We start from the raw sequence: 13,960 nt of genomic DNA on the forward strand, positions 1-13,960 counted from the left end.
GGTTCCGCCTGCTATGGGGGACACCTCCAGCCGGAGAAGCGGGCTTCCGGTTCGCTTTGAAGCCTTACTAAAACCCGTAAGTCTTCAAAGTCGCCCCGCGCTGTAGGCTGAGAAAGAACCTCAGCCAACACCGCCGACACAGCTGGCTCCACCCTGGCTGACTCCGGCAAGTTAACATGAATCAGCAACACCATGTTGGCTAGAAGCCAGTTGCCTGTTGGCGCGCGTTTCGGCCGCGAGACGTTGAGCCCTGTGACTCAATCCGCCGCCCACAACCGGCGGAACCCCTGGCAGCCGCAGGCAACTGGTTTGTACAACAAATAAGTGAATAAAGGAAAGGTGAGGAACCGTGGCTCAAGAGGTTAAAACAGCCGCAACAACGCACACCACGCCCGAATTTGGGCGCGTGGAGTCGATTCCCATGGCGCATCGGCGGATGTCCAACTGGGATTTGTTTGCGACTTGGATTGGTGCAAATGCCAATAACGGAACGTGGTACATCGGCGGGGTCATTGCGGCCTGTGGTTTTGTCACAGCGTCCACGACCCTGGTGATTGTCGGCCTGATCTCCTATGCATTGCTGGCGGTGGCCAGTTACATGGGGTATCGCACCGGCGTACCAGCCATGGCGCTCACTCGCGCTTCATTTGGCCTGCGGGGGAGTTTCATCCCGTCCGCAATCAACGTGATTCAATTCATCGGCTGGGCGGCCGTCAATACCTTTATCGCCGCCACGTCGATCAGCTATATCTTCGGCGAACTGTTTGGTTGGCCGCTGTATGGCAAGCCCGGCGGCACGTTTGGCTTGATCGTCGGCATTTTGATTATGAGTGTCTTGCATTTATTGAGCATCTCGTTGGGTGAAAAGTCCGTCCGCTTGATCGAACGCATCGGCATCATCCTGGTGGTCGTCTTCGTCTTATGGGAATCCGTCGTGGTCTTTCAAACGGTCTCCTTTCACGAAATTTTGGCGTGGCGGGCACCAGCCAACTTACGGATGTCCTCCGGGGTGGCGGCCGACACGTTAGCGGCCTTCAACTTAGCCTGGGTCACCGCGGCTTCGGATTTCAGTCGCTTCACGGCGAAAAAGTCGGCGGCGACCACGGCGTCATTTCTCGGTGCCAACTTCGGGTTATTCTGGTTCGCCTTCATTGGCCTGTTCGCCACGATTGGCACGGCGGTGTCGCTGAACCATTTCGACCCCAATAACTCGGATCCCAGCACGGTCGCGGCGAAATTGGGCCTGGGCGTGATTGCCTTACTGGTCATCGTCTTGACCAGCACCACGGCCAACGCGGTCAACCTGATGTCCGCTGGGTCGGCGCTGACCAACATGACCCACCGGTTGTCGCTAAACGTCAGTCTGTGGATCGTCACGATCACGGCGACGTTGGTGACGTTCATCCCGGTCTATCTGGCCAGCTTCCTGGACGTTTTTGAAACATTCTTGGATGGCATCGGCATGTTTTTGGGACCGGAAATTGCCATCTTCTTGGTCGATTACTTCTTCTTGAAAGGCAAGCAGTACCGCCTGCCGGAACTGACCAAGGTGCGCGGCGCCTACTGGTACAGCCACGGCATCAACTGGGTCGCCGTGGCCAGCTGGGTGCTGGGCGTGGTCGCATACTGGGGCTTGAAACAAGTCGCGGTGATTGCCACCACGGTCGGTGCCACCTTCATTGCGATGGCGATTACCGCCGTCATCTACTGGATCGGCATGCGCGTCACGCGTGAAAAAACCGTTGCTCCCGCAGTCAAATAGCATTCGTGCACGCACGGTTGGTCGGTGGTGAAAGGCCAGCCGTGGCGATGCACCCAAAAATAAAAGCTCTCTCGTCAGTCCTTTGCTGACGAGGGAGCTTTTGGTTTACAATTTGAAGGTTGAAAGGCGAAAACCAACTGGAATTATTGGTATCATGCAACTCATGACGTCAAAAATAGTCGTTTCCAGCCTCGTAATACGAACTGGCCGCCTACCGTTCGCCAAATATGGGTTGGAACGCTGGGGCGGACGGGCCGAGCCAAAAAACGGTCTCGGCACCTCGCTTTGAGCCGAAGCCCACGTCTCAAAGACGCCAGTTGCCTAAGCGGCATGAACCGCGCCGCTAAGGCAACTCCCATGGCTGAACCCATATTTGGCGAACTCTCGGCTAAGATAGTGCATGCCAGAAATAGTCGTCTTAACCCCAGATAGTAGCTACATTGACGACTACTCATTAATTAATACAGTGTCACTGATAGCCGTCAACCTGGCTGACGCAGGCGCCTGGTTTATACAACCTCACATCTTCACAACCCCCAAAAAGAGCCTGGAAAGAAAAACTTCCCAGGCTCTTTGCGTCGCCTTTACCTAGCTGAAACGTGCGCCAACAGGCAGCCGGTTCAGCTTAACACTGCTAGGCAGTTAACCGCCTGTTGGCCCACTCTTACTTAAGCCAGTTGCGGATGGACGGCCAGCTCTCGTGGTTGACGATGAGCCGGGGCGTCTCGTTGAGGTTGGTGTCAGACGTCACGATCCCCGAATCCAACGTGGCGACCCAGTTTAAGTCTTGTTGGGCCAGAAAGTTGTTGATTTGAGCGGTGCCGCCCCCATAAGGGTAGGCGAACGACGTGGCGGTGACGCCAGTGTGGTCCTTCAACTCCTGGACCGACTTGGCAAAATCACGTTGGAATTTGCCGTAGTAGTGGGGTTGTAGGAAAACCGGTTGCATTTTAGCAGTTAAGTGGTGCAGGTTGTGGGTGTGGAGCCCCAGGGTCATCAATTCGCCGGCGTCATCTTGCGCGGCCTTGATTTCCTTCCAGGTGGCCATTTGACTGCCTTCACGGTACATGCCGGTGTTGCCGGTGATGATAAAGGTCGTGAAGGGGAAGTTGTAGTGGCGCATCACGGGGATGGCGTTGTCGATGACGCTGCGGTCGATGTCGTCAAAGGTTAAGACGACGTATTTGCCGGTGATGGGGCGGTGGGACTGCACCATGCGCGTCATGGTCGTTGCCGAGATGACGTTGACGTGGTGTTTTTTCAAGAAGGCCATTTGTGCGGCAAACTCATCGGCGGGCACGTTGAATTCGTGGAGCTGTGAGTTGTTGGATAGGGTCTGGGCGATTTCCGTGGGTACGGAATGCTTGAGGACCCGGTGGTAACAAAAGACCATGATGCCGTTTTTCATGTGCTTAAAACGAGCGGGTAGGGCGTAACTTTCTTCGGTCTGGTGTTGCTTGCTGGCTTGGCGTTGGTAGGTCCAGCCGAGGCTAAAGACCAACGTCAAGACCAGGGCAATCAACAGGCCCTGACGAGTGCGGCGTTTCATGCGTGGTCCTCCTTTGTCAGGTGGGCCCACCGTAAACCGCCATAGATCGGTACGATGAGCAGTAACACGCCAATCAGCATCAAAATGGCATTATTGGCGTGGGGCTGCAGGTTGAGCAACAGGTAAAGACTGACCAAGCCGTCGCTGTACCAGCCAAGGCTGAAGCTAATGTTGGCAAAGACGACCAGGGCGATGAACAGCCACAGGGCGATTAAAATCACGGCCCGACAGATGCGACTGGCGCGACTCGTTTGGTGACGCACGATTGGATCAAATTTTGGATTTTTCACGGTTATAACCCCCGATCTGGACTCCGCCAGGTCCCTTTACGTTGCGGACTGACGAAGTAAGAAGCGATAGCGGACAAGCAGCTGACCAAATTGATCATCCAATAGTACAGCACATAGATGGGCACCAAGAGTAGTTCGGGACCCGCTAAACGCGCCGTTACTTGCGAGGACACGAAGCCCACCGTAAATTGGATGCCACTCAGGCACAACAAGATGACCAAGAGGTTGCCGTCTAAGGACAAGCCGTGTAAATACAAGAGCTTGATCGTGTAGGCCAGGATGCTCAGCGCCGTGGAAATAGCCCAGAGATTGCTGACGACGGTTTCGAGTAACAAGAACCGTTGGCCCCACGGATTGCGGTAAAAGCCGCGCCAGTTGGTAACCAGCACTTCCAGACCGCCCCGTGACCAACGTTGGCGTTGCTTGATCAAGCCGCGCAGGCGTTCTGGAACCAGAATCCAGCAAATGGCCCGCGGTTCATAGGCCACGCGCCAATGATGACGGTACATCCGCCAGGTGATGTCGATATCTTCGGTCATGACGGCCGGATTCCAACCGCCGACCTGTTCCAAGGCTTCGCGACGAAAGGCCACGATGACCCCGGAGACGGTGGTGATGGAGCCAGTCAAATAGGCCTGGGCCTTCTTGATCAGGTCGATCACCCCAATGTACTCCAGCAATTGGAGGCGACCTAACAGGTTAGAGCGGTTTCGGACCACGGGTTTCCCCGTGACGGCACCGACATCCGGTTGCGACGTTAAAGTCGTGACCAGTTGATTAACAGCGTCGGGGGCCAACAGGCTATCGGCGTCGATGCCGACGATGTAGTCGCCCTGAGCCGCCTTGAGTCCCTGATTCAAGGCGTTGGCTTTCCCCTGGTTCGTGGGCAGGGCCACGATGGTCATTGACACGTTGGGCCAAGTGGCCTTTAACCGGTTCATGATGGCCAGCGTGTCGTCCGTACTGCAGTCGTCGATCAGCACCAGTTCGTATCGTTCATAGTTTAAACTGGCTAAAGACCGGACGGCAGCGTCGAGTGTGTCCGCTTCATTGTGGGCGGGAACCAAGATCGACACAAACGGTTGGGTTTGCGCATCAAGGAGGGTCCGCGGTTGTCGGCGTCGATAGAAACTCGAAAACAGACAGCCCGTGATCCAAATGATGGACACGAAGATTGGATACCCGACCACAAAGGCGGTATTGAGATTGTTAAACCACATAACTTTGTATTCTCCCCCAGAAATTCACTTCACATTATTAATTAGCGGCTATCAGCATACCACAGCCAAGCAAAGAATGGAAAGGCTAAAATGAAAAATGACGAAATCGTAATCTTTAATAATAATATTAATGAAAACGTCATTTACTTGAGCGGCCGGTAGCGCTGGTTGACAGCAGCCGTGGTAAAATATAGAAGAAAAGTAAAACTGAAAGGGTGATCGAAATGATGCAACAGATGCCAATCCTGCCCCTGGTCCAACGGCTGACGGAAGGCGAAAGTGTGACGTTGTCGACGGATAAGGGTGAAGACGTTCGGGTATCGCCGGAGGTCGTCGATGGTCAGTTGACAGGCAACTTTGTCAGTACCAGTCTCCCGGGCGTTCGCTATGACGATCCCCGGATTATTTTAAAGGAAACACTAGCTAAATTTGATGAACAGGGCGTTACCATTGACAGCATTGATTAGCTGAACCCCTGATTGCCCCTGAACCGGCGACAACCGCCGCGGCTCAGGGGTTTTCGGTATACTCAGGGGGGGAATTACAGGGGGAGAGAGCAGTGAAGATTGATTTTGCGATGTTAACGGCCAAGGACCTGTTGAAGATCCAGCTGTTGACGTATATTCGTGACCAGGACGGGGAGTTTAGCCTCACGGATTTCGCGACCATGGCGGACGTGAGCTATTCGCGGGCCTATCACGTTTTATTGAATTTACGCAGTGATCTGTTGGTGCGCGACCAGCAGACGGTTTTGACGAAAGACTTACTAACTACCCGCGTGACGATGGACGAGTACCGCCATTGGCTGTACCGCCAGAGCGTGCCGTATCTGGCCATGCGAGCGACGTTGACCGGGGAATATCGACAAGCCAGTGATTTTTGTGCGGCTCATGAAATCAGTTTGTCAACCTTTAACCGGCGGATGCGGCCGATGAAACACGAACTGGCCCAGTACAACCTACAACTGGTGGCGAGCCCGTTAAGCCTAGCGGGTAACGAAACGTTGATTCAGTTGCTGTATTTTATGCTGTTCACCACCACGCTGACGCCATTGACCGAGCTACCAGCGATTCCACCGGAGCTAGCGGCCTTACACCAGGGCTTGTGCCAGACCTACACGCAATCCGGCCTGTACCAGGATGCGGCTAGTCTCCAGCAACGGCGTGACTTGATGATCACGCTGGCGCTGTTGCGATTGTCCCAAGGCCACCGCTACCCAGCATTGCGCTTGCCGCTGGCCCACCTGACCGACCTCCGCGAACTGGCCGGCCAATTTCAAACGTGCCTGGGTGACACGCCGCAACAAGCCCTGACGGAGTTGGCGACGCTGGATTATTTGCTGACGAGTTCGCCATACTTTGTACGCGCCCTGCAGCCTAAGGCCATGGCTCGGCTGTATCGGGGACTGCGGCATCGCAACGGCCGCTATCAGCTGGCGCCGGGGGTGACCGAATTGGCCGACTTTGCGCGGGGGGATGACTGGTTTGCCAACTGGCTGTTCTCCCTGTGCCAATTCATGTTGTTGTTCCGGGTGGACCCGCTATTGCGGCCAGAAATCACGGCACTGTATCAGCCGACGCCGTCCTCGTCCGCGGCGGCCCTCATCATGGCGAAAAATATGGGGCTGCTGTACCCGCAACAGGTCGGCAAGATGGACCTGCGGATGGTGCAAAAGTATTTGAGCAAATACACGAACGGCTTGACGTTGACGTCGGCCAAGGTCGAAATTCTAGTGACCTACGACATGATTGGCGTGACCACGGATATCTTCAACCGCCTGTTGAGCGGCATCGTTCACCTGAGCCTGTTGACGGACCAAACAACCATCGACCCACAGCATCGCGACAACTACATCGTGGTGTACGGCGTCGATCCCCGAGCGGCGGCGTTTGCCCAGCGCGAACAGATCGAGGCCTTTCACTGGGTCAAGGAGTTGCCCTACGGCGAGAACCTGGACCGACTGATTCGCAAGCTGCGGCATCACGAGATGTCCCTGTTTGCGTTGGACTTTAACAACCACAGTCATCCGGAAGCGGAGGATTAGGAGTTAGCTGGCGGACGAACTTTCAGCTAGAATCATTGTCACCATGCGACTTCTGACGTTAAAAATAGTCGTTTTCAGCCTCACGATCCGAACTGGTCGCCTACCGTTCGCCAAATATGGGTTGGAATGCTGGGGCGGACGGGTCGAGCCAAAAGACGGTCTTAAAGTGGCCTCATGACCGAAACGTGCGCCAACAGGCAACTGGTTCCGCTTAACACTGCTAGGCAGTTAACCGCCTGTTGGCACACTCTTTTCAAGCGGCTGAACCCATATTTGGCGAACTCTCGGCTAAGTTAGTGCTTGCCAGTAACAGGCGTCTTAAACCCAGGTAGTCGCTGCATTGACGGCTAGTCTTTCATTAACACAGTGTTGCTGATAGCCGTCAACCTTGCCGGAGGCAGCAAGGGTGGAGCCAGCTGTGTCGGCGGGGTTGGCTGAGGTTTTTTCTCAGCCTACAGCGCGGGACGACTTGAGAGACTGGCGGGTTTTGCCAGGCTTTCAAGCGAACCGGAAGACCGCTTCTCAGGCTGGAGGTGTTCCCCAGAGCAGGCGGAACCCTGGCTGACGCAGGCGCCTGGTTTCGCCAATTTTAGGTGTCAGAACACCAATCAGCACGTTAATTTTAGGTTTAACCTTCAATCATTAAAATAAACAAACGAGTCCGGGCATCTGTGGTCGTGGCTCGTTTTCGTGTCATGGCCAGATTTTCTCTGACGCCGGCGCCCAAACGACCGGTGAGTGCGGTAGAATAGGAGTTAATGAAAGACGGGAGGTGGCGTGATGACGCCAGCAGCATTTAGTACCGGGCGGGTACAAGTCAATAAAACTATTGCGGAGCTCCGGCGCATGGGCAAGGCGGCACGGACGCAGGTGCCGTTTGCCGCGCTGGGGAGCTATACCCCGACGAACCGCGACAGCAATCAGATGATGGACCGGATTCGCCAATTGTTGATTCCGGAGCTGTTGCCGGAACGGACGCAACGGATGGGCGCATCGGCGTTTGCCTTTTTCCGGGGAACGGCCGAATTGATGGAAGCCGACCTGCGCGCACAACCAGACTCGACGATTGCCACGTTTATTTGCGGGGATGCCCACATTGGTAATTTTGGGTTTTACGCATCGCCAGAACGGCGGCTGTTGTTTGACCTCAACGATTTTGATGAAGCGGGTATCAATCCCTGGGAATGGGATTTGAAACGACTGATGGTCAGCGTCCTCTTGGCGGCCCAGGCTAACGGGTTCAAGGATAAGAAAATCAAGCAACTGCTGCCGTTGGTGGCCACGACGTATCGCAAGAGTATCAAGCACATGTTTGAACAAACTACGCTCAGCCGGTTTTACCCGATGAACGAAGTGGAAAAGCTGGTTCAAGCCAGTGCGCTGGATGAGGACAGCTCCAAGCTGTTGACGTCCATCATGGGACGGGCTAGCAAGCGTGACTCCGAGCAAGTCGTGCGTAAATTTACCACGCTGGATGTCCGCGGCAACCTGTGCTTCCGGGAAAATGCGCCGCGAACGACCCACGTGGATGATGACGTGACCAGTCACATTGCCGCCTACTTCGCGGCCTATCGGCAAACACTGCGGCCCGACGTGAACCTCTTGTTGTCGCAGTATCACATCACGGATGTGGTCCGGCACAGTGTCGGCGTCGGTAGCTTTGGCTCGCGGTGTTACTTGGTCTTGTTGACCAGCATCGACGGCTCCCATCTGGTCTTACAGGTCAAAGAAGCCTTACCTACGCGGCAACAGGGCAGTCAACAGGCTACGCACATCACGGTCGCCCTGGAAAAAACGGAAGGTCAACGCATCGTGGATTGTCAAAAGATTTTACAGTCGGCCTCGGACCCATTTTTGGGCTACTTCGCCGGCACCGAACAGAGCTTCTACGTGCGCCAGTTCCGGGACATGAAGGAATCCATCGACCTGACACAACTGGACTGGGACCAATTTCAAACGTACGCCAACACCTGTGCCTGGACATTGGCGATTGCCCACTGCCAAAGCCCAACGGCGGCCATGATTCGCGGCTACCTGGGCAACGGCAAGCAGTTTGACGAGGCAATGAGTGACTTTGCCTGGGCCTATGCCGACCAGGTTCAGCACGATTACCAGGCCTTCGTCGACTACCGCCTGGCTTAGCGGTGTGCCACAGAAATGTGGTTCGTGATATAATGTAAGCGGATACATTTGGGAATGGGAGTGTGAAGCGGATGCCAGATCAGAAACAGTTACAGAAGTTGACCCAGATTTATACGTTGGTGACGCAGTGTTACAATCAGCCCTTGCCGGAGCTGGCCATTAATCTGCCGCAGTGCCAGCTGATGACCTACGTCGCGGCGGAGCAAATGACAGTCGCCCAGGTCGCCCACAAGCTGAACTTCTCCGCGACGCGCACGTCCAATCTGGTGGTCGATCTGTGCAAACGCGGGTACCTGAAGCAACAGGTTGCGGACCACGACCGCCGGCGCCGCTACCTGGGGCTGACGCAACTGGGAACGGAAAAAATGGCGCTGATCCAGCAACAACTGCCCACCATTTTACAGGACACGCTGCGCACATTGCGCGACCAGAGTTAACTTACATAGCAACAACTAAGCGCCTGGGAAGGCTGTCTTCCCAGGCGCTTAGTATTTTGGTTGAAGTTAAAAGGATGATTGGTCGGCGCTGTATCGCTGAGATGAGGCTTGCCAATAGTGTGGCAACCAATGGTACTAGCTGAGTTACGTAGCTTGATGACAGTCACCGGCAAAAGGACTGGTAGCAATCCGAGGGCATTAAAACAGGGTTGCTAACAATAGCTACCGTAGCCGTGAGCCAAGCAATTATGGGTTCAGCTTACAAAATACATTGACCATATAAATTGGGCGAGACAAAGTGTGTCACCATCACGACGGTAGTCACCGGCAAATAGACTGGTGGTAATCCGAGGGCCTTAAACCAGGGTCGCTGACAATAGCTACCGTAGCCGATAGTTTGCTAGATATGAGTTCAGCCGTGGGAGTTCCCTTAACGGCGGTGTTTGCCGTTTAGGGAACTGGCATCTTTGAGACGTGGGTTTTCGGCTCAAAGTGAGGACCGAGACCGTTTCTCAGGCTCGGACCGGTCCGCCCACAGCGTACCGACTCATATCTAGCAAACGGCAAGGCGGCCAGCACAATCAATATTGCAAATGAAGTCGTACCAGTGGTTTAAACGCCGTGCTTGCGGGAGGGCTGGCGACTGGCGGCGTGGCGCCGTGACCAGCCATCGGCGACGACTCCTGCCACTACCAGGGTCACCAAGCCACCGGCACCCAGCGCCCCCAACCCGATGGCCGTGGGGGTGAGCTGCCACGCAATCAAGGCGGCGAGTCCGGCCAGAACCAAGATGGCGATGAACAGCGGCGCTAATATTTCAAAAAATACTTTGAGATTTGACATGTTTGCTCCACTTTCTGAAAAAAAGAATTTCCCACCATTATCCAACAAGAACTGTGAAAACACAAGAAAATTTGGTATTTTTGGGGTTATTTATTTAATGGGTAATATAAAATAAAAGTTAGGAACCATTAAAAAATGCTTGATAATCCCCGCGTAGTCAGTATAATGATTGCATAACATTGAGATAGGGGAGTGGAAAACATGACAGACAACGTTTCAACGAAGTCGCCTTTGGTCGGCAGCGCAAACGGACCGTCATTGCAAGAAATTAATGGATCAGTCAAGATTCCTAAGGAAAAGGGGTTCTTGAAGAACCTATTGGCCTTTTCGGGACCGGGGGCGTTAGTGGCCGTGGGTTACATGGATCCGGGGAACTGGGTCACGTCGATTGGTGGGGGTGCGCAGTACGGGTACCTGTTGATGTCTGTGATCTTGATTTCGAGTTTGATTGCGATGTTGCTCCAGTACATGGCAGCTAAACTGGGGATTGTGACGCAAATGGATTTGGCCCAAGCCACGCGGGCGCACACCACCAAGCGCATCGGTGCCATTTTGTGGGTCGTTACGGAATTGGCCATCATGGCCACGGACATCGCCGAAGTGATTGGGGGCGCGATTGCCCTGCAACTGCTGTTCGGTGTGCCACTGATCTTAGGGGTCTCCTTGACCGTGTTCGACGTTTTATTACTATTGTTATTAACCAAGCTGGGTTTCCGAAAAATCGAAGCCATCGTGGTGTGCCTGATTGCGGTCATCCTGGTGGTCTTTGCCTACGAAGTGGTGATTGCTCAACCTAATATGGGTGCGGCCGTAGCCAACTTTATACCTAAGCCAGAAATCATGCATCCAGGACAATTGACCATGGCGCTGGGAATCGTCGGCGCGACCGTGATGCCGCACAACCTGTATTTGCATTCGTCGATTTCACAAACACGGAAATTTGACCGTGAAGACCCGGCTGAAATGGCGCGGGCCGTGAAGTTCACCACCTGGGACTCCAACATTCAGTTGTTTGGCGCCTTTGTCATCAACTGCCTGTTACTGTTGTTGGGAGCAGCGATGTTCTTCGGCAAGGGGACGGACCAACTGGGAACGTTCGGCAACCTGTACGCGGCGTTGCAAGACAACCATTTGGCCGGCGCCGTGGCGTCACCGTTATTGTCCACGTTATTTGCGGTCGCCCTGTTAGCCTCCGGGCAAAATTCGACGATTACCGGGACCTTGACTGGACAAGTTATTATGGAAGGTTTCATTAATATGAAGATTCCGCTGTGGGTCCGGCGCCTGGTGACCCGGCTGATTTCCGTGTTGCCCGTGATTGCGGCAACCATCTTCTTCGGTGGGAGCGAACGGGCTTTGGACAGTCTGCTAGTCAACTCACAGGTCTTCTTGTCCATCGCGCTGCCATTTTCCATGATTCCCCTGACAATTTTCACCTCATCCAAGAAAATCATGGGTGAACAGTGGGTCAACAAGCGCTGGGTAACCGTGTCGGCCTGGGTCTGCACGATTGTCCTGACGCTGTTGAACGTGCAGATTGTCTGGACGACACTGACGGACTTGTTCTAAGATTAGTCGGTAAGACGGACAGTGTGACCAAATTTAAAATTTACGCGCAGCCAAGCCGGCGTCTATTGACTTTTCGCCCCGGGGTCGGTATCATCAAGGACATAAGCTAAGAAACAGTCCAGTAGTGATGGCGGCTCCGGTTAAGAGATTTGACGGTGCTGGGAGTCAAAACGCCCGTGGTCACGAATTACGCTGTGGAGCGGCCGAACTTTTCGGCGGGTCATTCCGTTAACGATGACGAGCGGTTGTCAATCGACAACAACTTGGGTGGTAACGCGGATTTTAATTCGTCCCTGATGGCAGAACGCCATTGGGGGCTTTTTTGTAGTGATGGTAATTTTAGGAGGAAAAGATATGTCGATTATTGATGAACTGAAGTGGCGTGGCGCCATTAACCAACAGACTGACGAATCCGGCTTGGGTGACTTGGTCAACGAAAAAGCAGTCGGCCTGTACGCTGGGATTGACCCCACAGGGGATTCCATGCACATCGGTCACTTGATTCCCTTCATGATTTTGAAACGATTCCAGCTGGCGGGACACCGGCCATACATCGTCATTGGGGGCGCAACGGGGTCCATTGGGGATCCTTCTGGTAAAAAAGCTGAACGGGTCTTACAAACGATGGACCAGGTTCACCACAATGAAGTTTGCTTGACTAAGCAAATGGAACACCTCTTCGGTCAAGACGGCTCCTTCAAGATCGTTAACAACTATCAATGGTTATCCAAGATTTCCTTATTGGACTTCTTGCGGGACTACGGGAAGCTGTTCAACGTCAACAACATGTTGAACAAGGAAGTCGTCGCTTCACGGTTGGAAGTCGGCATCTCATACACGGAATTCACTTACCAAATCCTGCAATCAATCGATTTCCTTCATTTATACCAAGCAGAAGATGTGCAATTACAAATTGGGGGTGCCGACCAATGGGGTAACATCACGGCCGGCATTGACCTGATCCACAAGCAAGAAGGCGCCGACGCCAAGGCATACGGCCTGACGATTCCGTTACTGTTAAAGGCGGACGGAACTAAATTTGGGAAGTCCGAAGGCGGCAACATCTGGTTGGACCCAGAAAAGACCTCACCATATGAGTTCTACCAATTCTGGATCAACACGGATGACCGCGACGTCATCAAGTTCTTGAAGTACTTCACCTTCCTGGACCAAGATGAAATCAAGGAACTCGAGGAAGCTGTGGCGACCCATCCAGAAAAGCGCTTGGCGCAAACGCGTCTGGCCGAAGAAGTTACTGAGTTCGTTCACGGTAAAGAAGCCGTGGTCGAAGCCCAACACATCACGAAGGCTTTGTTCTCTGGGGATGTTGCCGACTTGACGGCCAGTGAAATCGAACAAGGCTTCAAGAAGATGCCATCTGTGACGGTGAACGCTGACCAAAAGAACATCGTTGAATGGTTGGTCGACGACACGAAGATTGAATCTTCGCGGCGGCAAGCACGAGAAGACCTGACCAACGGGGCCATCCGCATCAACGGCGAAAAGGTCACGGCCACGGATATTGACATTGATCCAACCAGTGCCTTCGATGGCAAGTTTGTCATCGTCCGGCGCGGGAAAAAGCGGTACTTCTTAGTCCGCGTTGCCGGTTAATTTAGAAATTTGCGAAGCACGAACACGTCACGAGCGCGTTCGTGCTTTTTTATTGCTGAAATAAAAACGAACGGTTGCGGCAATGAAATTAGGAAACACACGGCCGTCAGGTAACTATCTTGCGTGCTTTCAGGGGTAAGATATGCCTTTGAAAAAAGGTTGATTTATTTTCAGATTTTAGTTGACGGTAGGGGTTGTGGTTGGTATAGTTATATATGTTGTCACGGCGATTCACCAACTAGACCAATTCGATGAGTTGAAAATAGTTGTTGACAAAGATGATAACAAAATGTTATATTAATTGAGTTGTCGCTTCTTGATAACACATCAACGAGAAACGCTGTTAAATCAAACTTCTTGTTGACATCACATCGGTTAAATGATATGATGATTAAGTTGTCTGTTAGAGCAGATAACTTGGTAGACCTTTGAAAACTGAACATTGTTTCGACAAACCAAATATGTGTAGGGCGGTTTGATACTTGGTATC

General features: G+C 53.4%; 11 protein-coding genes and 1 other annotated feature. Of the genes, 7 read left to right on the forward strand and 4 right to left on the reverse strand.

Annotated features, from left to right (window positions below; translation table 11 throughout):
• Nucleotides 1-349 precede the first annotated feature (349 nt).
• Complete coding sequence (locus EGT51_RS11030) at nt 350-1,762, forward strand: cytosine permease (protein ID WP_135368759.1); 1,413 nt, start codon at nt 350-352, stop codon at nt 1,760-1,762.
• 664 nt (nt 1,763-2,426) lie between these two features.
• Here EGT51_RS11030 and EGT51_RS11035 read toward each other — a convergent pair.
• Genes EGT51_RS11035 through EGT51_RS11045 form a run of 3 tightly spaced genes read right to left on the reverse strand, consistent with a single transcriptional unit; the run spans nt 2,427 to nt 4,821 of the window.
• Nucleotides 2,427-3,311, reverse strand: a complete 885-nt coding sequence (locus tag EGT51_RS11035) for a polysaccharide deacetylase family protein (RefSeq protein WP_135368760.1) — start codon at nt 3,309-3,311, stop codon at nt 2,427-2,429.
• Complete coding sequence (locus EGT51_RS11040) at nt 3,308-3,601, reverse strand: hypothetical protein (protein ID WP_135368761.1); 294 nt, start codon at nt 3,599-3,601, stop codon at nt 3,308-3,310. Before EGT51_RS11040 ends, EGT51_RS11035 begins: the two co-directional genes overlap by 4 nt.
• A 2-nt stretch (nt 3,602-3,603) precedes the next feature.
• The gene (locus EGT51_RS11045) at nt 3,604-4,821 is read right to left on the reverse strand and encodes a glycosyltransferase (protein WP_135368762.1); all 1,218 of its coding nucleotides are present in this window, start codon (nt 4,819-4,821) and stop codon (nt 3,604-3,606) included.
• Nucleotides 4,822-5,045: 224 nt separating this feature from the next.
• Here EGT51_RS11045 and EGT51_RS11050 point away from each other — a divergent pair, with 224 nt between their 5' ends.
• From EGT51_RS11050 to EGT51_RS11065, 4 genes are all read left to right on the forward strand, one after another.
• Nucleotides 5,046-5,288, forward strand: a complete 243-nt coding sequence (locus EGT51_RS11050) for a hypothetical protein (protein WP_135368763.1) — start codon at nt 5,046-5,048, stop codon at nt 5,286-5,288.
• 92 nt (nt 5,289-5,380) lie between these two features.
• Nucleotides 5,381-6,865, forward strand: a complete 1,485-nt coding sequence (locus EGT51_RS11055; RefSeq protein ID WP_135368764.1) for a helix-turn-helix domain-containing protein — start codon at nt 5,381-5,383, stop codon at nt 6,863-6,865.
• Between the two features lie 780 nt (nt 6,866-7,645).
• Nucleotides 7,646-9,007 carry a DUF2252 domain-containing protein gene (locus EGT51_RS11060; RefSeq protein WP_135368765.1) on the forward strand — a complete coding sequence of 454 codons (1,362 nt, stop codon included), beginning with the start codon at nt 7,646-7,648 and terminating at the stop codon, nt 9,005-9,007.
• 71 nt (nt 9,008-9,078) lie between these two features.
• A complete protein-coding gene (locus EGT51_RS11065) occupies nt 9,079-9,444 on the forward strand; it encodes a MarR family winged helix-turn-helix transcriptional regulator (RefSeq protein ID WP_135368766.1) in 366 nt (121 codons plus the stop codon).
• A gap of 612 nt (nt 9,445-10,056) precedes the next feature.
• On the opposite strand, the gene EGT51_RS11070 is transcribed toward EGT51_RS11065, so the two are convergent.
• The gene (locus tag EGT51_RS11070) at nt 10,057-10,287 is read right to left on the reverse strand and encodes a hypothetical protein (protein ID WP_135368767.1); all 231 of its coding nucleotides are present in this window, start codon (nt 10,285-10,287) and stop codon (nt 10,057-10,059) included.
• Nucleotides 10,288-10,488: 201 nt separating this feature from the next.
• On the opposite strand from EGT51_RS11070, the gene EGT51_RS11075 reads away from it, so the two are divergent.
• Both EGT51_RS11075 and tyrS read left to right on the forward strand, forming a co-directional pair.
• Nucleotides 10,489-11,856, forward strand: a complete 1,368-nt coding sequence (locus EGT51_RS11075; protein WP_135368768.1) for an Nramp family divalent metal transporter — start codon at nt 10,489-10,491, stop codon at nt 11,854-11,856.
• A 99-nt stretch (nt 11,857-11,955) separates the two neighbouring features.
• Nucleotides 11,956-12,154, forward strand: a binding site (T-box leader).
• Between the two features lie 56 nt (nt 12,155-12,210).
• A complete protein-coding gene (tyrS, locus tag EGT51_RS11080; protein WP_135368769.1) occupies nt 12,211-13,470 on the forward strand; it encodes a tyrosine--tRNA ligase in 1,260 nt (419 codons plus the stop codon).
• Nucleotides 13,471-13,960 lie beyond the last annotated feature (490 nt).

Origin of the sequence: Levilactobacillus suantsaiihabitans, assembly GCF_004745505.1 — a bacterium.
Lineage (GTDB): Bacteria > Bacillota > Bacilli > Lactobacillales > Lactobacillaceae > Levilactobacillus > Levilactobacillus suantsaiihabitans.